We start from the raw sequence: 20,607 nt of genomic DNA, 5'->3' as shown, positions 1-20,607 counted from the left end.
ATTACTAACCTTAGTTCATGGCTTACGAAGAAAAACCCCGTCCAGACCTTGGCCCGCGTTTGACCTGGCCGGTGCGGAGAATGCGAACCGTGGTCAATCACGTTGCCAGCTATCTGCGCTACTATTGTCACAACACCGACAACAAGGACGCCCTGTGAAACCTCTTAGCCCTACGGATCAGCTTTTTCTCTGGCTGGAAAAGCGGCAGCAGCCCATGCACGTGGGCGGTCTTCAGCTGTTCTCTTTTCCCGACGACGCACCGGATGATTACGTCGCACAGCTGGCCGACCGGCTCAGGCAGTACACGAAGGTGACTCCGCCGTTTAATCAGCGTCTGGATTACCGTTTCGGCCAGCCGGTCTGGGTGGAAGACGAGCACCTGGACCTGGAACACCACTTCCGCTTCGAGGCACTGCCGACACCCGGGCGGGTCAGGGAACTCTTGTCGTTTGTCTCGGCGGAACATTCCCACCTGATGGACCGGGAACGTCCGCTGTGGGAGTTTCATCTGATTGAAGGCCTGGGGGAACGGCAGTTTGCGGTGTATATCAAGGTGCACCATGCCCTGGTGGATGGTGTATCCGCAATGCGGATGGTCACCCAGATGCTCTGCCAGGACACCGGCGAGCGGGACATGCCGCCGATCTGGGCCATGCCACCACGCCCGGAGCGTGAGAAGGATGATGGCGGCCCCTCGCTATGGCGAAGCATTGGCCACCTGCTGGGTGAATCCGGGAAGCAACTGGGTACCGTGCCCACCGTCGCCCGGGAACTGCTGCGAACCATCAATAACGCCCGCAAAGACCCCGCGTACTCCTCCATATTCCACGCGCCCCGCAGCATTCTTAACCAGAAGATCACCGGCTCCCGACGCTTCGCCGCACAGTCCTATGACCTCAGCCGGATAAAGGCAGTGTGTAAAATCTACGGAACCACGGTGAATGATGTGGTGATGGCCATGTGCGCCACCGCGCTGCGCAGCTACCTGATGAACCAGGACGCCCTGCCGGAAAAGCCGCTGATCGCCATGGTGCCGGTGTCCCTGCGCAAGGATGACAGCTCCGGCGGCAACCAGGTCGGCGTTATCCTCGCCTCACTGCACACCGATGTCACCAGCCCGGTGACACGACTGATGCAGATCCATGAGGACGTGAAAGCCGCCAAGGACCGCTACGCCGACATGTCTGCGGAAGAAATCATCAACTACACCGCCCTGACCCTGGCGCCGGCGGCGTTCAATCTGCTCACCGGCATGGCACCGAAATGGCAGACCTTGAACGTGGTGATTTCCAACGTTCCCGGCCCGCGAGAGACTTGCTACTGGAACGGCGCCACGATGGACGGCATGTACCCGGTCTCCATCGCCATGGATCGCCTGGCCCTGAACATGACCCTGACCAGCTACGGCGACCAGGTGGAATTCGGCCTTATCGGCTGCCGCCGCACGCTACCCAGCCTGCAGCGGATGCTCGACTATCTGGAAGAGGCCCTGGTCGAACTGGAAACCGCCGCCGGCCTTTAGGCAAAACCGATCAACCGAACCGGCGTTCTTCGTTCCGGATGGAAATCTGGTTGTTCAGGGTCCAGAAGTCATACAGCACGCCGATCAGGAACAGGCCGCCGGTAAACAGGTAGATGATGCCGGTAATCCACTTGCCCATGTACATCCGATGAATCCCGAACACCCCCAGGAAGGTCAGCAGGATCCAGCTTATGTTGTAGCTGACCTCACCTTCCCGGAACCGAAGATCCGCCTCCCGGTCCATGGCCGGGATCAGGAACAGGTCGATGATCCAGCCGATGAACAGCAGCCCCAGGGTAAAGAACCAGATGGTGCCGGTAACGGGTTTGCCGTAGTAAAACCGGTGTGAGCCCAGGAATCCGAAGATCCAGAGCAGGTAGCCGATCAGTTTGCTGTGGGTGTCTGGGCGTTCTGTCATATCCGTTCTCATCCTTCTGGATTCGTAGCCGATTTACACTATAGACCCAGCCTGCATGTGCTGGGGGCTGGCCGGGGGGAAGGAATATTTTCCCTCGGGAAAAACAACTCGCTTCGCTCAGACATCTTTTTCCTGTCGGGAAAATATTCCTTCCCCCCGTCCGTCGAACCATTGTGGCATAGGATTAGAAAAACAAATTAAGAACGAGCAATAACTCTTCTGACGGCATTCTCAGCTGTCAGCAGGGCGTGGGGTGGGGCATAAATTTTTCGGGGAAAAAGATGTCTGAGCGAAGCGAGTTGCTTTTTACCCGAAAAATTTATGCCCCACCCTGCGACCACGCTCCAAACCAAGAGGCCCAAAAAATCAGGGCCCAACCTCTGGGGCAGGATCCGGACCACCCTCGCGAAACTCGCTGGCCGACTTGCCGGTCCACTTCCGGAAGGCGCGGCTGAAGTTGGAAAGGTCGGCATAGCCCAGCTCGTAGGCAATCTCGCTGACCGATTGGTTGGTATACCGGAGCAGCTGGATCGCCCGGTCTTTCAGCACCGATTCGACAATTTCCCGATAGCTGGTATCCCGGTCCGCCAGCCGGCGTTTCAGGGTGCGCGACGAGACGCAGAAGCGTTCGGCCATGGCTTCCAGTGACGGCAACGGCCCGGGCATCATTCGGAGCATGTTGCGGATCGCCAGGACGATATCGCCCTGTTCCTTCAGCGCCTTCTGCAGCTCGAATTCGCATTGGTCCCGGGCCATTCGGGAGGCTTCCGCATCGGCCAGGCGCATACGCACATCGAGAAGCTCCCGGGGGAACACCATCATTTCGTCGGCCTGGCCGTACTCGAACCGAACCGGAAGCTGGTCGGCAAACCGCTGGTACCAGGGCGGCTCCGGAGCGCTCAGGCGAACGGTGACACCCGGCAGTTTGCCGTCTTCCAGGGCAAAGCCGTGTTTGGCGGCGTCCTCGCGGTCCAGGAGCTGTTCGGTCAGCAGAATCAGGGTGGCGCTGACGGTCTCGGCCAGAAACGGGTAGAGGCCGGGCACTTCGAATTCGGTGCAGAGTTTTACCAGTACCTGATCCCCCGCTTCGGACTGGCTCATACTGAGAAACGGCACCCGCAGGTGCAGGTATCGACGCACAGAATCCAGGGCATCGGCAAAGGTGGGACTGGTTAGGGCCGCGAAGCCCAGGGTGCCGTGGATTGTCAGCCGCAACTCCCGGGCCAGCATAAAGCTGAGACCGTCCTGACCGGCCAGGTTCACGGCCCGCTTGGCCAAGATGATGGCATCAGTGACAAACACCCGGCTGTCGTTAGACTTGAGATCTTCCGGGGTGAAATCCAGGCCTTCATAGAGTACTCGGTCGTTATAGCCCAGTTGCCGGACGGTCTCGGCCAGAACCCGCAGGTAAGCGCCCGGCACCAGGAACAATCCCAGCATCTGCCGTTCTTTGTCCGGACCAGTTGCGCTCATTGGCATTCCTTATTATTGAGTTGGCTGAAGCACTTGAACTGACTCTATCAGATGCCTCCCGCCGGAACAGTGGGGCCCGGCACACCCGGGTCGCCGTCAGCCTGGCCAATCAATTTCCCGCCAGTGTCCCATCCTGATCGACTGACGTCCCCTTTGCGCCTTCCTACCCGGCCTTGACTGCCACACACTGGAGCCATGACATCAGCCAGAGTGAGGAGTACACACATGCTGAGCAACAAAACCGCAGAAAACAAAACGGCGCCGGTTACCCGGGCCTCCAACACACCGGACAACGTCACCATCACAGCCCAGCGCATGGGGTTTGAGTTCGGTGAGCAGGTGCCCCGTTACTGGGTCGATAACAGCTACACCATCAGCCACATCATGAATGCCCTCTCGGTCCTGTTTCCGCAGGGCGAGCAGTTCTTCGTGGATTCGGTAAGAGCGTTCCGGGACCAGATCTCCGATCCCAAACTAAAAGAGGAGATACGCGGGTTCATCGGCCAGGAGGCCATGCACTCCCTGGAGCACATCGCCATGAACCAGCACGTTCGTGACCAGGACATGCCGGTGGAAGAACTGGAAAAGCATCTGGAGGTGGTTCTGGGGATTGCCAAGAAGCTGCCCAAGCGTCACCAGCTGGCCATCACCTGTGCCCTCGAGCACCTCACCGCCATGATGGCCGACATGCTGCTGGAGCGTGACGATGTGCGCCAGGACATGGATGAATCCATGCGCCCGCTGTGGGTCTGGCACGCCATTGAAGAAACCGAGCACAAGGCGGTTGCCTACGACGTTTTCCAGGCAGCTGGCGGCACTTATGCAGAGCGTGCGTTTTATCTTATGTTCAGCACCGCCGCACTGGGCGTGATGAGCACCTATTTCACCAGCCGGATGATGCTCAACGACCGCAAGAACTTCTCTCTTGTAGACACGGCTACGGGTCTCTGGCGCCTCTGGGGCGTAAACGGCACCTTCTCAAGTCTGATTCCCACATGGCTTGAGTACTTCAAACCGGGTTTTCACCCCTGGGACCACGACAATAGCGATCTGATTGCCCGTTTCAAAGAGGAGATTCAGGCGCACATCGCACCACAGTACAAGAAAGGTAATCGCAGGACGCTTCAGTAAACCACGGAAGCAACTCCCAACCCTGAAGGGAAGCGGGTGGGGAGGTCTTTGTGCAGGGAAAATGATGTCTGAGCGTAGCGAGTTGCCTTTTCCCGGAAGAAAGACCTCCCCGCCCGATTCCCCACTTCCGGGTCAGGCATTCGGCTCAGCGACTCCGGATCGAATGACTTCTCCCTTCCGCCAAAGCCGCCATTCACCTGGCTGGTAAACATCCCACTTTTCATCTGTGGTCAGAGGTTCAGTAACGATCACGCTGACGATGTCGTTGGGCGTCGTTTCCGATTCGAAATCCACCGTTACATCCGCGTCTTTCAGACGAGCGGGACCAAACGGCGCCCTTCTGGTAATGCTGGCCATTTTGGTGGTGCAGTAGGTGAACAGCCAGTCGCCGTTGCTCAGCAGGAGGTTGAACACGCCCTGGCTGGCGTAAGCCTTCGATAAGCGCACCAGCCGCTCAATGATGTCGTCGGTGGGGGTGTTCCGGTCACAATGGCTGCGCAGGTGGTTGAGGATATCGCAGAACAGGGCTTCGCTGTCGGTGGTGCCGACCGGCTCGTAGAAGCCCGGATTTGAACGGAAGCCGGAGAGCTGGCCGTTGTGGGCGAACACCCAGTAGCGACCCCAGAGTTCGCGCATGAAGGGATGGGTGTTGGCCAGGCAGGTGTCGCCGACGTTGGCCTGGCGAATGTGGCAGATGGCCACTTCGCTTTTTATTGGATGAGTCTGGACCACTGCGGCGATTCGGGAATTGGCGCTGGCATCGGCGTCGTGGAAGGCCCGTACGCCTTTGCCTTCGTAAAAGGCGACGCCCCAGCCGTCCTTGTGCGGGCCGGTCTGTCCACCCCGACGGGTCAGGCCGGTAAAGCTGAAACACAGGTCAGTGGGGGTGTTGGCGCTCATGGCCAGTAATTCGCACATGGGTTACGTCATTCTTGCCGGAGGATGTCTGCCACAAGAATAACGTAATCAACTCGCTTCGACAGTGAGAATCTCAAGCTGGCGGGGATTGTGGCCGGCGCCGACCACACAGTTACGCCCCGCTCGCTTGCCACTGTAGAGCCACCGATCGGCAACCCGGAACAGGCTTTCGGCCTCGCGACCATGGTCTGGCCACTGGGCTATCCCGAAGGAGGCAGTCACCCGGATGCGGGCTTCCCCGTAGGGCAGTTCAAGGTCAGATATCCGCTGGCGCAGCTCGTCCATCAGGACAAAGGCATCCGCCGGCTTCACATCTCTCAGAATCAGGCCGAACTCCTCGCCACCCAGGCGGCCGACAAAATCGGTGCTCCTCAGCCGTTCGGTCATGCATCGGCTGATGTTTTTCAGAACAAAGTCTCCGGCCTCATGGCCCAGAGTGTCGTTAACGACCTTGAAGTGGTCAATATCCATCACCACCAGCGCAAAACCGGCTCCACTGCGATCGCACTCGGCAATGGTGCGATTCAACGTACCCTGGAAGTTGCTGCGATTGGCGAGGCCGGTCAGTGCGTCAGTCTGGGCCATGTCCACCAGGCGCTGCTCGGACTCTTCGCGGCGCACCTCATACAGGTGAATGAAGGCCAGCATCAGTGCACCGCACAACACCATGTTGAGCAGATCGATCATCGCGTGGGGGCTGCCGACCTGGCCAAGGTGAATGTAATAGATAACGCCCCCGACGAGCATAAAGGGTGCGCTGAGAATCATGCCTTCTTTCTTGCCAAGCAACAGGTAGGCGAGAACCGGCATCATCAGCACCCAGACGAAAGCGGACACCGAGGCTTCCGGTAACAGCATGATCACCAGGAAGAACGCGAACAAAGGCACCAGATAGGCATAGACCCACTGCTGCAGATGAGGAGTGGATTTCAGGCGCCAGACGCCGAAAAAAAGCAAAGTGCTGGCAAACAGCTCAGCAACCGCCACCCATGGGTAGCCATTGAGAAACTGCAGGCAAGCAAAAATCACCAGAGCCGAGCCGGTGATCAGAAAAAGCAGCCGCATCAGTGAGCGGCGATGGCTGTCGCGCAGACCCGAGCGGCTCTGTTCCAGAGTGGCCCCCAGGTCAGAATGGTGAGGCGTATTCATGCTGACTCTTCCTTGGATCAGCTTCCGAGTATAGCCCCGAAAAACTGTTTGTAAAACGTACAGCGAGCCCAAGCTTCAGGCCCGCCGCACGCATCGAGTCTTCAGATATAGAGGTTCTTGCGGGAGAAACGCTCCACCAGCGGCTGGTAAGCAGAACCCAGCAGGCGGTTGATCGCATCAATACCCCAGGCGTCCGGGCCCACCAATATGCGGGACTCATTCTTGAGGATGCCTTTTACAATGATTTCTGCGGCTTTCTCGGGCGTGGTCATGGCGAGTTTATCGAAGCCTTTACGCTGGGCGACGGCGTTCTCGGACTTGCCCATGCGCGCTGCATTGACAATGTTGGTGCGGATACCACCAGGATGCACACAACTCACCGCCACCGGCTGGTTCTCCAGCTTCATTTCCTGGCGCAGGGCTTCGGTGAATCCTCGCACCGCAAACTTGGCGGCGTTGTAGGCGCTCTGCTTGGGCACTCCAATCAGGCCAAATACACTGGAAACGTTCACCACATGGCCATCGCCCGAGGCAATCAGATGGGGCAGGAAGGCCCGGGTACCGTGAGCAACCCCCCAGAAATCAATGTCCATGACCCATTTGAAGTCTTCGTCGGTCATCTCACGGACCGTGGCAGACAGGGCAACGCCCGCGTTGTTGATGACCAGATTGACCTGACCGAAATCTTTCACAACCTCCTCCGCATGGGCAAAGATGGCATCGCGATCAGACACGTCCAGCCGGTAGGTTTTTACATCAGCGCCGCTTAGCGCTGCAGCGGTTTCGGCCAGGCCTGACTCATTGACGTCGGACAGCGCCAGTCGGCAGCCCCGGTCCGCCAGCGATTTGGCGAGCGCGCGGCCGATACCCGAACCGGCACCGGTAACAACGGCAACTTTGTTCTTCAGATTCTTCATGGTCACAGACCTCTTAATTGTAGGCACATCAATTAAAGCAGATACTCTAACAATTGCCTGCTTGCGGGATATGGCTTTAGTGAACCAGGCCACATGGCATTCCGGCCACCCTCTGACGCGGCACCCGGTTTCCGGTACAATCCCTTGCCGTTGGCCGGTGCACGACACCGGCCCTCTACCTCCCCCGAATCTGTGGATTTTCTGTATGGAATGGAGTCTTACGCATTTCTGGCTGATCCTGGCGCTGGTGCTGGGCCTGGCTGAACTGGCCTCAGGTGTCCTGTTACTTCTGGCCCTGGGCATTGCGGCCGCGCTGACCGCCTTGCTGGCCTTTCTGGGAGCACCATTCGAATGGCAGCTGGCCGGTATGGGGCTGTTCTCGGGAATTCTGGTACCTGTCGCCATTCGCTGGATCCGTCCGCGCTTCTCACCCAAAGGTGTGGCATATGGCACAACCGGTACCGGCGTGGAGCAAGGCCGGCGTTATCAGACCCTGAAGCGGGATTTCGATGGAGCCACAGGCATCAAGGTCAATGGCGATTTCTATCGCCTGCGAGTGACTGACACCGGAGAAACCGACCTTCCGGAAGGAACCGACGTCATTTTCAAACAGTTTGACGGCACGACCGCCGTTGTTGAGACGATCACACACAAGGAACAGTAAGCATGGAACAGTATCTTTCACCCGGGCTGATCATCAGCCTGATTCTGGTCGCTATTGGCATCTTCATCATCGCCAAGGGTCTGGTCATCGTGCGCCAATCCGAGGTTATGGTCATTGAGCGCCTCGGTTCGTTCAACCGGATCCTCGAAAGCGGTGTGAACATCATTATTCCCTTCATCGAGCGCCCACGGCCGATCACCATGATCCGCTACGTACGCATGGGTGAGGATTATCATCCGGTGATGAGCGACGAAACCCGCATCGACCGCCGGGAAACGGTCATGGACTTTCCGGGACAGCCCGTGGTGACCACCGACAACGTGACGGTGAAGATCAACGGCGCCCTCTACTACCAGATCATCGACCCGCGCCGGGCCGTGTACGAAGTGGCCAACATGAGCCAGGCGGTGGAAGTGCTGGCCAAGACCACCCTGCGCTCGGTGGTCGGCAAGATGGAACTGGACAAGCTGTTTGAATCCCGCAGCGAGGTGAATAACGCGATCCAGGCCGAGATGGAAGAGGCCGCTTCCAAGTGGGGTGTAAAACTCACCCGGGTGGAGGTTCAGGACATCAGCATGCCGGAAGAAGTGGAAGAAGCCATGCGATTGCAGATGGCTGCGGAGCGGAAACGCCGGGCCACGGTCACCGAAGCCGAGGGTGAAAAGTCAGCAGCCATCGCCATGGCCCAGGGTCAGCGGGAGTCCGCCATCCTCAACGCCCAGGGCGACAAGGAATCGGCCATTCTCCGGGCCCAGGGCGAACAGGAGTCCATCCGTCTGGTACTCAGCGCCATGGGCGACTCCGAGGAAAACAAACAGACCGTCATTGGCTACCTGCTGGGCCAGAGCTATATCAAGGTTCTGCCAAATATGGCGAAAGAGGGAGAGCGGGTGTTCGTGCCCTATGAATCCTCAGCGCTGCTGGGTTCCATGGGCATGTTCCGGGAACTGGCCGGCAGCCCCGAAGACACCGTTCGCCAGCACTTGCAGCGCGATGGCTTGCGTGGCGGACTGGTTGGCTCGGCCGGTAACAGTTAAGCCCTGAAAGCTTTCACCCCAGCAGGTTGTCCAGGGGTTGCTCGTAACTGGGGGCAAACACCTTCAGGAAATAGGCAACCTCTGACAGCCCGTCTGCGTCCAACCGCTGGCGGATCTGCCGGGCGGCCGGCTCGAATTCCTTGTTGCCGGCCCGGATCTCCGCCTGGCACTTGAGCCACGCCGAGAGCCTGTCGGCGGCCTTGATCAATTCCCGGTCTTCGGCCGGTAGCTGAGACTCCCGAACGTAGGGCGAAAAATCCTCCCGCAAATCCTCCGGTAACAGCGCCAGCAGCTCGGCCTCGGCCTTGTGCTCGATGTCCCCGAACGCCTCACGCATCACCTTCGAATGGTATTTCACCGGTGTTGGCATATCCCCGGTAATTACTTCCGTCGCATCATGGTAAAGCGCTGCCGCTGCAATGCGGTCGGCGTTCACCTGGCCGCCAAAATGCCGGTTGCGGATGATGGCAAGGGCGTGGGCGAGGGTCGCCACCTCCCAGGAATGGGTGGCCACATTTTCCTCAATGGCATTTCGCATCAGCCCCCAGCGCTTGATCCAGCGCAGGCGGGAAACATAGGCGAAAAAATGGCTGGCAACGTTACCCATCACTTACAGACCTGTTTTGCATAAGTTCATAATCTTTTGCTTCAGGTGCACAAAATCCCCGTGCTATTCTGAATGCGTATTCAATTGTTACATAACCGGGGATATCGTGTCCGCTGAAGCCCATATTCGAAGATTAATGGCCATTCTTGTTGCGGCTATTATGCTGGCAACGGCGCCGGTTCGGGCAAACGAAACCGAAATCACTGTGGGCGTTTACCACTTTCCCCCGATCGCCAGTGTCAATTCCGATGGCAAAGTCGAGGGCTTCCTCGGGGGACTGCTGGAGGTGCTTGAGCAGATACACCCGGATGTCTCATTCCATATCATCCACACCTCCCCCAAACGCCGCCACCTGGATTTCGATGCCGGTCTCTACGACGTCATCTTCTTTCAAAGCCCTGACTGGGGTTGGACAGAGAAGGATGTGGACATTACCCGCCCGATCCTGGCCGACGAGGAACTTTATGTCGCTCTCAAGAAACCCGGCAGAGACTCCTCATTCTTTAACGACCTGCGCAACCGATCTATTGTGGCCATTTCCGGCTATTACTATGGTTTTACCGGGTACGAAACTGACAACTCCGTGCTGGAAGAAAAATTCAATATCGAGTTTTCCGACAGCCACACGCGCAACATGAATCTGATCAAGGCCGACCGGCCTTCTGTTGCCGAGGTTGCCATCATCAGCCGTTCTTACCTGCAGAAACATTTTGCCCAGCACCCGCAAGACCGGGACAAATTGCTGATCTCGAACGAGCCGGATCAACGCTACCAGCTCAGCATCATTGCCCGAAAGGGCGGCGCCCCGAGTGCGGACGAAATGCTTCGACTACTGGCGCCACTGGTGGACGACGGCCGCTACCGGCAACTCGTTGAAAACTGGGGCCTGCGGTTGCCAGCGGGCTTTCTGACCAGCTTCGAGGCACCCTGACTTCATCGCACGTCCAGGTTGAACGCCACGATAACGTTGCCCTCATCACCCACTTCCGCATTGCGGGCCGGACTCAGAAGGAACAATTGATCGGCAGGGACTCCGTGGGTTTGCTGCATGATGTTACGCAAGCTTTGGCCTCGCGAGGATGCCAGATTTCTCAATGCCTCCGGCGCAAGTGACCGCTCACCGGCCAGGTAGGCTTCCCGGGCCTCCTGCCATGCCTCCTCCGACAGGTCCTGCTCACCACTTGCAGTCAGTTCATCACGCAACAGGGCAAGGCCATCTGCCTGGGACTCAACGTTGCCACGTATGTTCAGCAACAGGTCCGGCCGGTCCAGCAGCGCGTCTGCCAGAGCGGCCAGCTTTTCCGCCTCGCCTTCGGCCAGTTGGATACTGCCGGGGATAAACCTCACCTTCCCGAGCTCCTCCCCGCTCAGGCCGGCGAGCTCGGCAATCGAGCCGAGCATACTGAACGGTGAGGCCGCTGCCTTGGCCAGAAGGTTCACGAACGCCCGCATCACAACTTTTCCGACGCTGAAGTCCGGGTCAGACAGGTCGCCGCTGATGGGCAAGTCGACTTCAATCACTCCCTTACTGTCCCGAAGCAGCGCGAGGCCGAGTTTTACCGGCGCATTAACGGCCTGATCACTGGCGATGGCCGAACCCAGCTCGAGACGATCCATCACCACCAGATTGGACGCATCGATCCTGGATCCGGCAATTTCATAATCAAGATTCAGGTTCAGCTTGCCACTGTCCACGCCATAACCCAGGTAACGACCAAAGTAAGGCGAAAGCGCAGGCAGGGACAATTCCTGCATATTCAGTTTCAGATCGCTGACATCCTCGGTACCAAGGGTGCCAATGGTGCCTTCAAAGTCCAGGTCCGCCACGCCGCCGACCCGGCCCCGGATAGAGACCTTGCCCTGTTGTGGGGAAATGTTGCTGAGGCCTGTCACGCTGCCGTTCAGCTCATCAAACCAGGTGGTAAACGCCGGCGCCAACGTGCGGTCGGTATACGCCAGCTCGCCATTTTCCAGCATCAGCTGGCCAATACGGAAAATGAACCCCGGCTCGGAATCCTCCCCCTGCTGAGCATCTGCGGTCGCCTCCTGCTGACCACCGGCCGCTGGCGCTTTGGCGATCCGCTCGACGTTGTGGATATTGTCGGTATTGCGGACAACGTTGATGACCGGCTGGGCCAGGGTCACCGTTCCTATTTCCAGGCGTGCCGGATACACGTTGTATTCAATAGGTGCCAGGCGCAGAGTTTGCCAGGAAACCAGCGAACCAGAACTGTCGGGCAGCTTCAGATCCAGACCGGCCACTTCCGCGGTGCCGCTGAAGGTGCCCGTGAGAGGCTCCTGCTGCCCATCCAGATCAAGGTTGCCGTCAACGCCCAGAGTGCCGCTGGTAATGGCGAGGTTGGCGCCTTCCTGAACGTAGGGCTCAAAGGCGGCCAGAGCGATGCCGTTTCCGGAGATGGCGGCTTCCAGGGTAAACGGTGCAGGTGTCAGCTGGCCGTTCAGTGACAGTTGGCCGCCACTGGCCAGGCTTCCGGTTATTTCGTAAGAGACCGGTTCTTCAAGTAGATGGCTCAGTGGCCCGATGGATGCGGAAAGCTGCTCTACGGCAATTTCAGTCGCTGTCGCCGGTTGACTGTCCTGCCAGAGAATACGCCCACCGGAGAGCGCGACGCCCGCCACTGACCAGCGGAATGGCTGGCCGCCGGTAGACGCTTCGCCGCCGCCCTCCGTCTCACCGTTGTTGGTGGCCAGCGGCGCCAACCAGTCAATCTCTCCGTTTGCGCTCCTGGCCACGGCCACATCGAGCTTGTCCAGAGAGACCTGGCCGATACGGATTTCGCGGCCATTCAAGTCGAACCCGACAGCATCCACAGAAAGCTCAGCGTTGGTCAATCTCGCCTGCTCACTCTGTTCATCCAGAGCGACGGCCAGATTCTCGAGTTGCAGCTGACCGTTGGCCGTCTCCAGGAAAAAGCCGTCGCCGGCCTGGATTTCATAGTCGGAGCTCAGGGTGACGCTGCCACCACGCAGATCATAGGGAAAGAAAGGAGCCAGGAAATGAGCCAGGGTTTCATAGCCCACCGATGACACCTTGAGCGTGCCGTTCGAGTAGAACGGGGCGACGCTCAGATCACCCTGCCACTCGATGGTCTGACTGCCCAGCGCCGCCAGCAGGGAGTAATCGCTGTCCTGCCCCTCGCGACGCCAGGTGGCCAGATCACTCAGGGTAAGATCCATCGGGGTAATCCGGAACTCGGCCATGTCCGCCTGGGTAAAATCCCGGAACAACATTTCGCCGCCGTTGAGTTCAATTTTCCCGAAGTACAGCCGGGGTGGCGCCGCCGCGTCATCCGATTGCGACGCTTCAGGCGCTGGTTCTGCAGGTCCCGGGTTGGCCGCCTGCCAGTCTCTCGCAAAATTGACGCTGTAGTCCTCCAGCAGATCCACCCGAACATAGGGCTCATCCAGCTGGATGGCTTCAAACCCGGCAATACCCCGAACCAGCTGGAAAAAGTTCATGTCCAACATGAGCCGGTCAAAGGCAACCACCTGCTCACCCTGGGGATCGTTGGCCGACAGACCCAGCGCCTCAACTCGAAGGGTGAACGGGTTGGTTCGGATATCAGTGATTTCTGCCTGCCAGCCCATACGCTGGTCCAGCTGCTCGGGTACCAGACGCTCCAGCCACCAGGGAAGTAGCAGGAAACCGGCCAGGGCATAGAGGATGAAAAGCACCAGGAATCCGATCAACAGATTCCTGGGCATATGACTGCGTTTACGGCTCTGGGCCACGGACATCTCCTTCTAAACGGCGGATTCCCGGGGCAATCTTGCCCACCTGCCTGTTCACAAGGATAGTCGTCCCAGAGGCTGTTTGTCAGCTGTGACGGTTATGACCCGGCATCACTAACTCCGGGTCGGCGGCCATGTTCGCAAATTCGCCGATCTCATTGAGGTCTCTGGGTACCATGGCAGCCCGCACCAACTTGCGGGTCGAATTGCCGGTTTTCGGATAGGCCGCCTGGCCGGCGCGCCAGGTAACCGGCATTGAAGGCGTGCCGATACGCTGATCAATCTGCCGCAACCGCTTGTACATGAAGGCATGCTGGCTATCTTCATGATCTGGCACCAGGGCAAAGAAGGCGCTGGCCGAGTATCGGGCGAGAAACACCTGATCCGACATCTGATCACGCAATGCCTCGCTGATTTCCCTGACGACCGCGTTCAACGACTCATCACCCATTCCGGTGGACAGTTCACGGAAGTTGGCGATGTCGAGGTAAATCAAGGCAAACGGGTTGCCGCGGTCGTTGTCCCGGGCAAGGATATCCAGCAGGCGTTGTTCCAGCGCTGACCGGTTGGGCAGGCCGGTAACGGCATCGGTAAAGGCAAGCTCTGCCACCCGTTTATCCTCTTCCGCCTTGAATGCCTCAAGTGCCCGCTGATGTTTTACATCCAGAACGGTCACAACCAGGGCCACGGCCAGCATCGCAATGCAGAAGACTGCCAGGGGTATTCCCATCCAGTTCCCCCGCAGGCCGTTGTCAGCTGCAGGCACGGCGCCCTCCGGAAAGGTCATCGCCATCATGCCCGTGTAATGCATCCCACAGATTGCAGCGGCCATCACCAGGGCGGCCACGAACTGTACCGCCAGGGTGCCGGATCCGTCCATGCCCTGCAGTTTCCGGCAGAGGGCAAGCGCAGCTCCCGAAGCCACAACGGCAATCGCGATCGAAATCAGCAAAAATACGGTGTTAAACGTTGGCGGCGCTGACATGCGCATGGCATACATGCCCAGGTAGTGCATCACTACGATACCGCTGGCCATGGACAGGGTCGCACTGACGAACAGAGGGACTCCCAATTGTTTGCGCCCGATGATGTGCAGAGCCACACCGGAAGCGAGCACGGCTGCGAGCCAGGAAACCAACGTCATCATCACATCAAACGACATGGGAACACCCATCGGCATAGCCCGCATTCCGACGAAATGCATCGTCCAGACTCCGGTGCCCATCAGCAGGGCGCCGGCCAGTAGCCATTTCCGACGTTCGCCAGACTCCGCATTAACGAGTCTGGCACCAAAAAACAGAGCCGCATAAGCTGCCAATACAGCAACCAGAAAGGAGGCGACAACCAGGGGCAGATCATATTCGGACATCATTTGTGCAAACCTTTGTTTTGTGTGTGCGCGCGGGCCAGCCAGGCAGTTTGCCCAAACCAGACCCGCATCGGCGTCGAAGGAGATACGGGCCAGCTGTGATACAGGTCTCACTTTATTGTTGGGTTTATGTAACCGTTTCAGACATAAGCAGCGCTGACAGTGAACCCTGAACCCGATATGCTTCTGGCTCGTATTTCTCCCGGGGCGTTTTACGCGCAGGCAAGAGGACAGGTTATGGACATCGGCGATATGCGTCGTGATTTCGAGAGCGAGGGGCTGGATCGCGATGCACTGGACAATAATCCGGTGCAGCAGTTCCAGAACTGGTTTGAGGATGCCCGGGAAGCAGGCATTCTGGAACCCAACGCCATGTCGCTGGCGACCACGGGGCAGGACGGCATGCCAGATCTCCGCACGGTATTGCTGAAGTACTTCGACGACCATGGCTTTGTGTTCTACACCAACTACGGCAGTCGCAAAGCGAAGGAGATGGAGGAAAATCCGCAGGCGGCGCTTTTGTTCCCCTGGATCGGATTGAACCGACAAGTAAGGATCCAGGGTGCCGTTGAGAAAGTCAGCAAGGCCGAATCCCTGCGGTACTTCGCATCGCGCCCCAGGGGCAGCCAGATCGGCGCCTGGGTTTCCGAACAGAGCAAGGCCATTACGTCCAGGGGCCTACTCGAACAGAAGGTTGCCGAAATCAAGCGGAAGTTCAGCGAGGGCGAAGTGCCTCTTCCCAGCTTCTGGGGCGGCTATCGCATCGTGCCGGAGCGTATCGAATTCTGGCAGGGCAGGCCCAGCCGGCTTCACGACCGTTTTGAATATGTGAGGAAAGGCGATGGCTGGCTCATCCAGCGACTTCAACCCTGAATCCCGACCGTCGGTCTGGCTGTGTCACCAGACCGACGGGCCCGAAATTGCGCACCCGCACTGGCTGACTGACTACGAACGCCAGACAGCGAGCAAGTTCAGCGGTCCCCGGGAACGAGAATACCTTTCCAGCCGCTGGCTGATTCGTCAGGCCATCGGCAAGTCAGCGCAGATGGCACCGGACCTCTGCTGCCCGGTATCCGGGCGCCCTAATGCGTCCGGCACGCCCGAGGGCTGGCGACTGTCCCTCAGCCACAGCCAGGGCCTGTCTGCCTGCGCCACTCTATCAGGCTCCCCCATTGGACTGGATCTTGAACCCTGCCAGCGCCATGCTCAATGGCAGAAAGTAGTAAAACGCTGGTTCTCCCCCGTCGAGCAGGAGTGGCTGTTCCGCGAAGACGACTCCAACACCTTCCTCAAGGTCTGGACCCTGAAGGAAGCATGGCTGAAAGCCACGGGCAGGGGCATTGCCGGCAACCTGCAAACGCTTGAGGTGCGGAAGAATTTCGAGATCTACGGCGACCAGCCCGAGCAGGACTGGCAGGCGGCCTGTTGCTATATTGAAGGCTATCTGTTGACCGTGGTGTACCGTGGAAGCCGGCCCCTATGGCCGGAAATCACCCTACTTGAGCCGCCGCCACGGGACTTCGCCCTGGTGGATGCCGAGCCGATGGAGGCCTACTGGGAGCCACTGTTCCAACGCACGATTCGTCGAAAAAGCCCGTAACCCGAACCAGACACAAATAACACAGGCTATTGTATGGAGACCGCTGAACGCTGCCCCTGGTGTGGAAATGATCCGCTTTACGTGCACTATCACGACACCGTCTGGGGCCGCCCGGAGTACGACGATCTCGCCCTTTTCGAAAAACTCTGCCTGGACGGCCAACAGGCCGGCCTGAGCTGGATCACCATCTTGCGAAAACAGCACAATTACCGAGCCGCTTACGATGACTTCAATCCGGAAAAGATCGTCCGTTACGATGAAGCGAAGGTCGAGGAACTGCTGTCAGACCCGGGCATCATCCGCAACCGGTTAAAGGTCAGATCGATCATCAAGAATGCCCGGGGCTATCTGGATCTGCGAGAACAAGGTATCGGTTTCAGTGATTTTCTCTGGTCGTTTGTTGGCGATAAACCAATCCAGAACCATTGGCGCGCCTTCTCCGAAGTGCCGACCACAACCGCAGAATCCGAGGCCATGTCGAAAGCTCTGAAGCGGTCCGGTTTCACCTTTGTCGGCCCAACCATTGTGTACGCCTTCATGCAGGCGACCGGCATGGTGAATGATCATCTGGTTCAGTGCCCACAACACCGGGAATGCTATTTACTAAGCCAATGATCTCAATAGGCTGGGGGGTCGTAAGTTCTGGAGTGTTTGAAACCGCGGAGCTTTACTGTGCGAATCACTCTTGACCAACTCAGAAGCCTGCAGAGTCCGGTTATCGACCTGCTTGAGATCCTCTCGCTTGAGGGCCAGCACTACATGGCCCGCCTGAGTATGGACAACCAGACCCTGCTCCTCTCGGAAAAGAACGGAACCACCAGCCTTTTCCGGGGTGCCTGGCAGATCCAGGACACCCTGGCGTCGTTCGACATTCGGGAGACCCAGGTGGTCCACCCCTCCGCTTACCACGAAATGGTGGGAATGGAACCGACCGACGTTGAACCGATGCGAATCCGGGTGCAGAGGCAGAAACCGTGATTGCTGTAGCGAGACTAGCCATCCTTGTTGGCATCGCGGGGTTGATCCCGTTTATCGGCCTCTTGGCGGGGCTGTTTTTCATGCCGCAATACAGTGTGGCGCTTCTCGGCTACTTCTATCTGTACAGCGCAGGCATTCTGGCGTTTATGGCTGGCGTCTATTGGCCCATTGCCATGCAGCTGGACAACTGCTGCTACCCGTTGTCTCCACTGATGACTATGCTACTCAGCCAGGTCTTCTTTGTGGCCGCAGGGATAGGGCTACTTCTGCCTGTCAGTGGCCAGATTGTGTTGTATACCAGTGCCTATCTCGCCCTCTATCTGGTGGACGCCCGCTGGATGAAGGTCTATTGGCCAGCCTGGTATCTTCGCCTGAGACTCGTCCTCACCTCAGTCGTCCTGGTCTGTCAGCTTACAGCGGCAGCCTGGTTTCTCCTGCTGCACACTGCTCACTGAATTCTGAAGGGGAATGCGGGAGCCTGACGTAAATCAGGCTCCAAACGCATCTTCGGGGGATTCGTAACGACTCTGCAGCTTCTTCAGGGCAGTTTTCTCGATCTGGCGCACCCGCTCTCTGCTGATGCCAAGATCGTCGGAAATCACCTGCAGCGTTTCCGGTTCCGGCAGTCCCAGACCATAACGACGCGACAGAATGTCTTTCTCACGATCATTCAGCTCGCTGAGCATCGACTTCAGGGTGCGCTGCCGGTCCCTGTCCGACATCGGGTGATCCGGCGCCATCTGGTCGCCGGCGTCCAGGCTGTCTCCGAGGGTGACGGACCCGTCCTCAACAAGGGGAACATCGGTTGATATCTCCCGGGTCGCCAGCGCCCTTAACTCGCCGATCCTCGACGGGCTTGCCTCCATTTCGCGGGCAAGCTCCGATTGGGAAGGCGTCCGCCCAAGGCTCTGATGCATTCGCAGCGACACCTTGTGCAGCTGTCGAATTTCATCCACCACATTTTCCGGTGTGTGCACCAGCCGCGTCCCCCGCTGCAGGCAGCGTTTGACTTCCTCGCTTATCCACCAGTAGGCATAAGTCGAGAATCGGAAGCCCTTGGTGGGATCAAAACGCTCTACCGCCTTGATCAGACCGACGTTGGCGTCCTGGATGAGGTCAGACATAGGGATGCCGTGCTGCCCGTAACGGCGGGCAATATGCACCGCCAGACGCAGATTGCTCTGTATCAGCTTGCGACGACAAGCCGTCGCCAGATGAAAGGCCCGGCGACATCGAGATGAAAACGCACAGGCGTCTCCGAGGCTACCAATCACTTCCCGGAACGTCTGCGGAGTCTCCTCCGGCAGGGCCAGTTCGGTACTGATAATTCGGTAGCACAGTGTCAGTTTGCGGGAGAGGCGGCGTTCGGCCTCATCTGTCAGCAGTTCATACCGGGACGCATCCCTGAAGTACAGCCCGACCAGGGAATCCCTTTCACCATCGTTGGGCGTTGTCGGAGACGGTCCCAGCCTTTCGGTCGTTCGCATGGCTTAGGTACCGGTCAGAATTTACACCAAAGAATACGACGTGCTGTAGCTGATGGATTTACCGGGGCAGGGTCAGTAAAAACCCACAGGCGACACGGACGGTCGGCTGTGGGTATCGTGCGGGGAAGTTACAGAAACTCAGGCTGCGACGATCGCATACTCATGGTTGTGAGGCTCGATCAGAACGCCATGCAGAGCAACGATGGCTTTCTCATAGTCGTCCTCATCCACCACAAACTGGATGTCCACCTGACGCATGCACTGGTGCAGCGCAAGAATACTGATTTCCTCATCGGCCAGCGCCTTCACGGAACGGGCCAGAATACCCGGAACCTTCATATCGCTGCCGATGGCCGAAACAACCGCCACCTTCCGGGTGTTGATTTCGGCATTGGGGAACTCTTCCTTCAGCGCTTTGACCACCCGCTTGACGTGTTTCAGCGTGCTGCCCACATAGTGGGTAATGGTGTTGGCGTTGGTGTCCTTGGACATGAACCGAACCTTGAAACGGCTCAATACATCCAGAATACGGCGATCGGAGCCCGGCTCGCCCTGCATGTCCTGATCGAACACTTCCACGGCAAAAACGCCTTTGGCGCCCGCGATGATCTCCACCTGAGGCTTCTCACTGACGTAATCGCCGGTGATCAGCGTACCGGTGTGCTCCGGCTCAAAGGTGTTCATCACACGCAGCGGAATCTCGTTCTGGCGCATGCCTTTACCGGCACGGGGATGGATCGCTTCCATGCCCAGATTGGCCAGCTGGTCGGCCACGTCATAGTTGGTCCGGCCCAGTGGCACCACCTTGTCTGCGCCAACAATGTTGGGGTCGGCAGAGCTCAGGTGGTATTCCTTGTGGATAATCGCCTCCCGGGCCTCGGTGATTACTGCTACCCGGCTGAAGGTCATCTCGCTGTAACCCCGGTCGAAGGTACGCATCAGACCTTCCTTGCACTGGGCATAACCGGTCACGATCGGCAGCTCACGGGTGAGGTCCACCGCATCGAAGGCCTGCTTGAGCTTTTCGTCCAGCGGCAGCAACTCGTTATCGCGCCAGCCGGTCAAATCCACAAAGCGGGCATTGATGCCTTCCTGCTGGAGCTTCAGGGCGGTATTGAAGGCACTGTGGGCCTCACCAATACCGGCCAGCATTTCACGCACCGTCAGCAGATGTTCTTCCAGCTGGAACTGGCCATAGGAGCACAGGCGCTGCAGGTCGATGAGGCAGCCCCGAACACCTTCAATCCGGTCGGTGATAAACTGATCCGCCTGCTGCTTCAGCATCGGGTCTTCGAACAGCTCGCCGTTGATGTCGGTCAGGAACTTGACCAGCTTGGTGAGATCGTCACCCCAGGCCCAGTCAGACTCTGCATCCGCAAACAGGGCATAGACGCCTGGCTCACCGGTCTTCTTGTGTTCCAGCAGTTCATTGGTCACGCCGCCATAGGCAGAGACCACGAAAATGCGCTGGTACAGATTGTCCTTCTTGCGATTACCGATAATGATGTTGTCACGAACGGCCTCGTAGTTACTCATCGAGGTGCCGCCGATTTTCTCAACGGTATGTAGTTGGCTGGTCATAAT

20 protein-coding genes are annotated in these 20,607 nt (G+C 58.3%); 10 read left to right on the top strand and 10 right to left on the bottom strand.

Features of this window, described 5'->3' with window-relative positions; genetic code table 11:
* Positions 1 to 154: 154 nt before the first annotated feature.
* Positions 155 to 1,522: a WS/DGAT/MGAT family O-acyltransferase gene (locus AC13DD_RS20400; protein ID WP_053113562.1), complete on the top strand. Its 1,368-nt coding sequence runs from the start codon at positions 155 to 157 to the stop codon at positions 1,520 to 1,522.
* Between the two features lie 10 nt (positions 1,523 to 1,532).
* Here AC13DD_RS20400 and AC13DD_RS20395 read toward each other — a convergent pair whose 3' ends face one another.
* On the bottom strand, positions 1,533 to 1,940 hold the full coding sequence (locus tag AC13DD_RS20395; RefSeq protein ID WP_176443079.1) for an NINE protein: 408 nt from the start codon (positions 1,938 to 1,940) through the stop codon (positions 1,533 to 1,535).
* A gap of 366 nt (positions 1,941 to 2,306) precedes the next feature.
* Positions 2,307 to 3,413 carry a helix-turn-helix domain-containing protein gene (locus AC13DD_RS20390; protein ID WP_482931656.1) on the bottom strand — a complete coding sequence of 369 codons (1,107 nt, stop codon included), beginning with the start codon at positions 3,411 to 3,413 and terminating at the stop codon, positions 2,307 to 2,309.
* Positions 3,414 to 3,638: 225 nt separating this feature from the next.
* Between AC13DD_RS20390 and AC13DD_RS20385 the strand changes: the two genes are divergently transcribed.
* On the top strand, positions 3,639 to 4,544 hold the full coding sequence (locus AC13DD_RS20385; protein ID WP_482931655.1) for a metal-dependent hydrolase: 906 nt from the start codon (positions 3,639 to 3,641) through the stop codon (positions 4,542 to 4,544).
* Positions 4,545 to 4,676: 132 nt separating this feature from the next.
* Here the strand turns inward: AC13DD_RS20385 and AC13DD_RS20380 are convergent, their stop codons facing one another.
* From AC13DD_RS20380 to AC13DD_RS20370, 3 genes are all read right to left on the bottom strand, one after another.
* A complete protein-coding gene (locus AC13DD_RS20380; protein WP_288365688.1) occupies positions 4,677 to 5,462 on the bottom strand; it encodes a class II glutamine amidotransferase in 786 nt (261 codons plus the stop codon).
* A 48-nt stretch (positions 5,463 to 5,510) separates the two neighbouring features.
* Positions 5,511 to 6,611, bottom strand: coding sequence for a GGDEF domain-containing protein (locus tag AC13DD_RS20375; RefSeq protein ID WP_008176916.1), 1,101 nt, complete (start codon positions 6,609 to 6,611; stop codon positions 5,511 to 5,513).
* A 101-nt stretch (positions 6,612 to 6,712) separates the two neighbouring features.
* Entirely contained in the window at positions 6,713 to 7,528 is an 816-nt protein-coding gene (locus AC13DD_RS20370; RefSeq protein ID WP_053113553.1) for an SDR family NAD(P)-dependent oxidoreductase, read from the bottom strand.
* A 205-nt stretch (positions 7,529 to 7,733) separates the two neighbouring features.
* On the opposite strand from AC13DD_RS20370, the gene AC13DD_RS20365 reads away from it, so the two are divergent.
* On the top strand, positions 7,734 to 8,192 hold the full coding sequence (locus tag AC13DD_RS20365; RefSeq protein WP_008176913.1) for an NfeD family protein: 459 nt from the start codon (positions 7,734 to 7,736) through the stop codon (positions 8,190 to 8,192).
* A 2-nt stretch (positions 8,193 to 8,194) separates the two neighbouring features.
* Positions 8,195 to 9,229, top strand: a complete 1,035-nt coding sequence (locus AC13DD_RS20360) for an SPFH domain-containing protein (protein WP_273070950.1) — start codon at positions 8,195 to 8,197, stop codon at positions 9,227 to 9,229.
* 13 nt (positions 9,230 to 9,242) lie between these two features.
* Here AC13DD_RS20360 and yfbR read toward each other — a convergent pair whose 3' ends face one another.
* Positions 9,243 to 9,836, bottom strand: a complete 594-nt coding sequence (yfbR, locus tag AC13DD_RS20355) for a 5'-deoxynucleotidase (protein ID WP_273018459.1) — start codon at positions 9,834 to 9,836, stop codon at positions 9,243 to 9,245.
* Between the two features lie 106 nt (positions 9,837 to 9,942).
* On the opposite strand from yfbR, the gene AC13DD_RS20350 reads away from it, so the two are divergent.
* A complete protein-coding gene (locus AC13DD_RS20350) occupies positions 9,943 to 10,767 on the top strand; it encodes a substrate-binding periplasmic protein (RefSeq protein ID WP_227497887.1) in 825 nt (274 codons plus the stop codon).
* A 2-nt stretch (positions 10,768 to 10,769) separates the two neighbouring features.
* Here the strand turns inward: AC13DD_RS20350 and AC13DD_RS20345 are convergent, their stop codons facing one another.
* Positions 10,770 to 13,595 (bottom strand): DUF748 domain-containing protein, encoded by a 2,826-nt coding sequence (locus tag AC13DD_RS20345; RefSeq protein ID WP_039882155.1) that lies wholly within the window; start codon positions 13,593 to 13,595, stop codon positions 10,770 to 10,772.
* Between the two features lie 79 nt (positions 13,596 to 13,674).
* Complete coding sequence (locus AC13DD_RS20340; protein WP_008176902.1) at positions 13,675 to 14,961, bottom strand: MHYT domain-containing protein; 1,287 nt, start codon at positions 14,959 to 14,961, stop codon at positions 13,675 to 13,677.
* A gap of 234 nt (positions 14,962 to 15,195) precedes the next feature.
* On the opposite strand from AC13DD_RS20340, the gene pdxH reads away from it, so the two are divergent.
* Genes pdxH through AC13DD_RS20315 form a run of 5 tightly spaced genes read left to right on the top strand, consistent with a single transcriptional unit; the run spans position 15,196 to position 17,991 of the window.
* Complete coding sequence (pdxH, locus tag AC13DD_RS20335) at positions 15,196 to 15,831, top strand: pyridoxamine 5'-phosphate oxidase (protein WP_008176900.1); 636 nt, start codon at positions 15,196 to 15,198, stop codon at positions 15,829 to 15,831.
* Complete coding sequence (locus AC13DD_RS20330) at positions 15,800 to 16,558, top strand: 4'-phosphopantetheinyl transferase family protein (RefSeq protein ID WP_008176898.1); 759 nt, start codon at positions 15,800 to 15,802, stop codon at positions 16,556 to 16,558. The genes pdxH and AC13DD_RS20330 overlap by 32 nt, the downstream gene beginning before the upstream one ends.
* Before the next feature lie 33 nt (positions 16,559 to 16,591).
* Complete coding sequence (locus AC13DD_RS20325) at positions 16,592 to 17,173, top strand: DNA-3-methyladenine glycosylase I (RefSeq protein WP_008176897.1); 582 nt, start codon at positions 16,592 to 16,594, stop codon at positions 17,171 to 17,173.
* A 57-nt stretch (positions 17,174 to 17,230) separates the two neighbouring features.
* A complete protein-coding gene (locus AC13DD_RS20320; protein WP_008176895.1) occupies positions 17,231 to 17,536 on the top strand; it encodes a DUF6482 family protein in 306 nt (101 codons plus the stop codon).
* Positions 17,533 to 17,991, top strand: a complete 459-nt coding sequence (locus AC13DD_RS20315) for a DUF3429 domain-containing protein (RefSeq protein ID WP_008176894.1) — start codon at positions 17,533 to 17,535, stop codon at positions 17,989 to 17,991. The genes AC13DD_RS20320 and AC13DD_RS20315 overlap by 4 nt, the downstream gene beginning before the upstream one ends.
* A gap of 33 nt (positions 17,992 to 18,024) precedes the next feature.
* Here AC13DD_RS20315 and AC13DD_RS20310 read toward each other — a convergent pair whose 3' ends face one another.
* Together AC13DD_RS20310 and AC13DD_RS20305 are read right to left on the bottom strand one after the other, a co-directional pair.
* Positions 18,025 to 19,023, bottom strand: coding sequence for a sigma-70 family RNA polymerase sigma factor (locus AC13DD_RS20310; RefSeq protein ID WP_008176892.1), 999 nt, complete (start codon positions 19,021 to 19,023; stop codon positions 18,025 to 18,027).
* 138 nt (positions 19,024 to 19,161) lie between these two features.
* Positions 19,162 to 20,604 carry an aspartate kinase gene (locus AC13DD_RS20305; protein WP_039882177.1) on the bottom strand — a complete coding sequence of 481 codons (1,443 nt, stop codon included), beginning with the start codon at positions 20,602 to 20,604 and terminating at the stop codon, positions 19,162 to 19,164.
* Positions 20,605 to 20,607: the final 3 nt, after the last annotated feature.

The sequence above is a fragment of the Marinobacter sp. L-13 genome, from assembly GCF_056857715.1.
Note: the sequence above shows the minus strand (reverse complement) of the source record. Positions and strands in the feature narration are given on the sequence as shown.

Coding starts and splice junctions, on each gene's coding strand:
- AC13DD_RS20395 (WP_176443079.1), bottom strand. CDS start 1,940: ATGACAGAACGCCCAGACACCCACAGCAAACTGATCGGCTACCTGCTC.
- AC13DD_RS20390 (WP_482931656.1), bottom strand. CDS start 3,413: ATGAGCGCAACTGGTCCGGACAAAGAACGGCAGATGCTGGGATTGTTC.
- AC13DD_RS20385 (WP_482931655.1), top strand. CDS start 3,639: ATGCTGAGCAACAAAACCGCAGAAAACAAAACGGCGCCGGTTACCCGG.
- AC13DD_RS20380 (WP_288365688.1), bottom strand. CDS start 5,462: ATGTGCGAATTACTGGCCATGAGCGCCAACACCCCCACTGACCTGTGT.
- AC13DD_RS20375 (WP_008176916.1), bottom strand. CDS start 6,611: ATGAATACGCCTCACCATTCTGACCTGGGGGCCACTCTGGAACAGAGC.
- AC13DD_RS20370 (WP_053113553.1), bottom strand. CDS start 7,528: ATGAAGAATCTGAAGAACAAAGTTGCCGTTGTTACCGGTGCCGGTTCG.
- AC13DD_RS20365 (WP_008176913.1), top strand. CDS start 7,734: ATGGAATGGAGTCTTACGCATTTCTGGCTGATCCTGGCGCTGGTGCTG.
- AC13DD_RS20360 (WP_273070950.1), top strand. CDS start 8,195: ATGGAACAGTATCTTTCACCCGGGCTGATCATCAGCCTGATTCTGGTC.
- yfbR (WP_273018459.1), bottom strand. CDS start 9,836: ATGGGTAACGTTGCCAGCCATTTTTTCGCCTATGTTTCCCGCCTGCGC.
- AC13DD_RS20345 (WP_039882155.1), bottom strand. CDS start 13,595: ATGTCCGTGGCCCAGAGCCGTAAACGCAGTCATATGCCCAGGAATCTG.
- AC13DD_RS20340 (WP_008176902.1), bottom strand. CDS start 14,961: ATGATGTCCGAATATGATCTGCCCCTGGTTGTCGCCTCCTTTCTGGTT.
- pdxH (WP_008176900.1), top strand. CDS start 15,196: ATGGACATCGGCGATATGCGTCGTGATTTCGAGAGCGAGGGGCTGGAT.
- AC13DD_RS20330 (WP_008176898.1), top strand. CDS start 15,800: ATGGCTGGCTCATCCAGCGACTTCAACCCTGAATCCCGACCGTCGGTC.
- AC13DD_RS20325 (WP_008176897.1), top strand. CDS start 16,592: ATGGAGACCGCTGAACGCTGCCCCTGGTGTGGAAATGATCCGCTTTAC.
- AC13DD_RS20310 (WP_008176892.1), bottom strand. CDS start 19,023: ATGCGAACGACCGAAAGGCTGGGACCGTCTCCGACAACGCCCAACGAT.
- AC13DD_RS20305 (WP_039882177.1), bottom strand. CDS start 20,604: ATGACCAGCCAACTACATACCGTTGAGAAAATCGGCGGCACCTCGATG.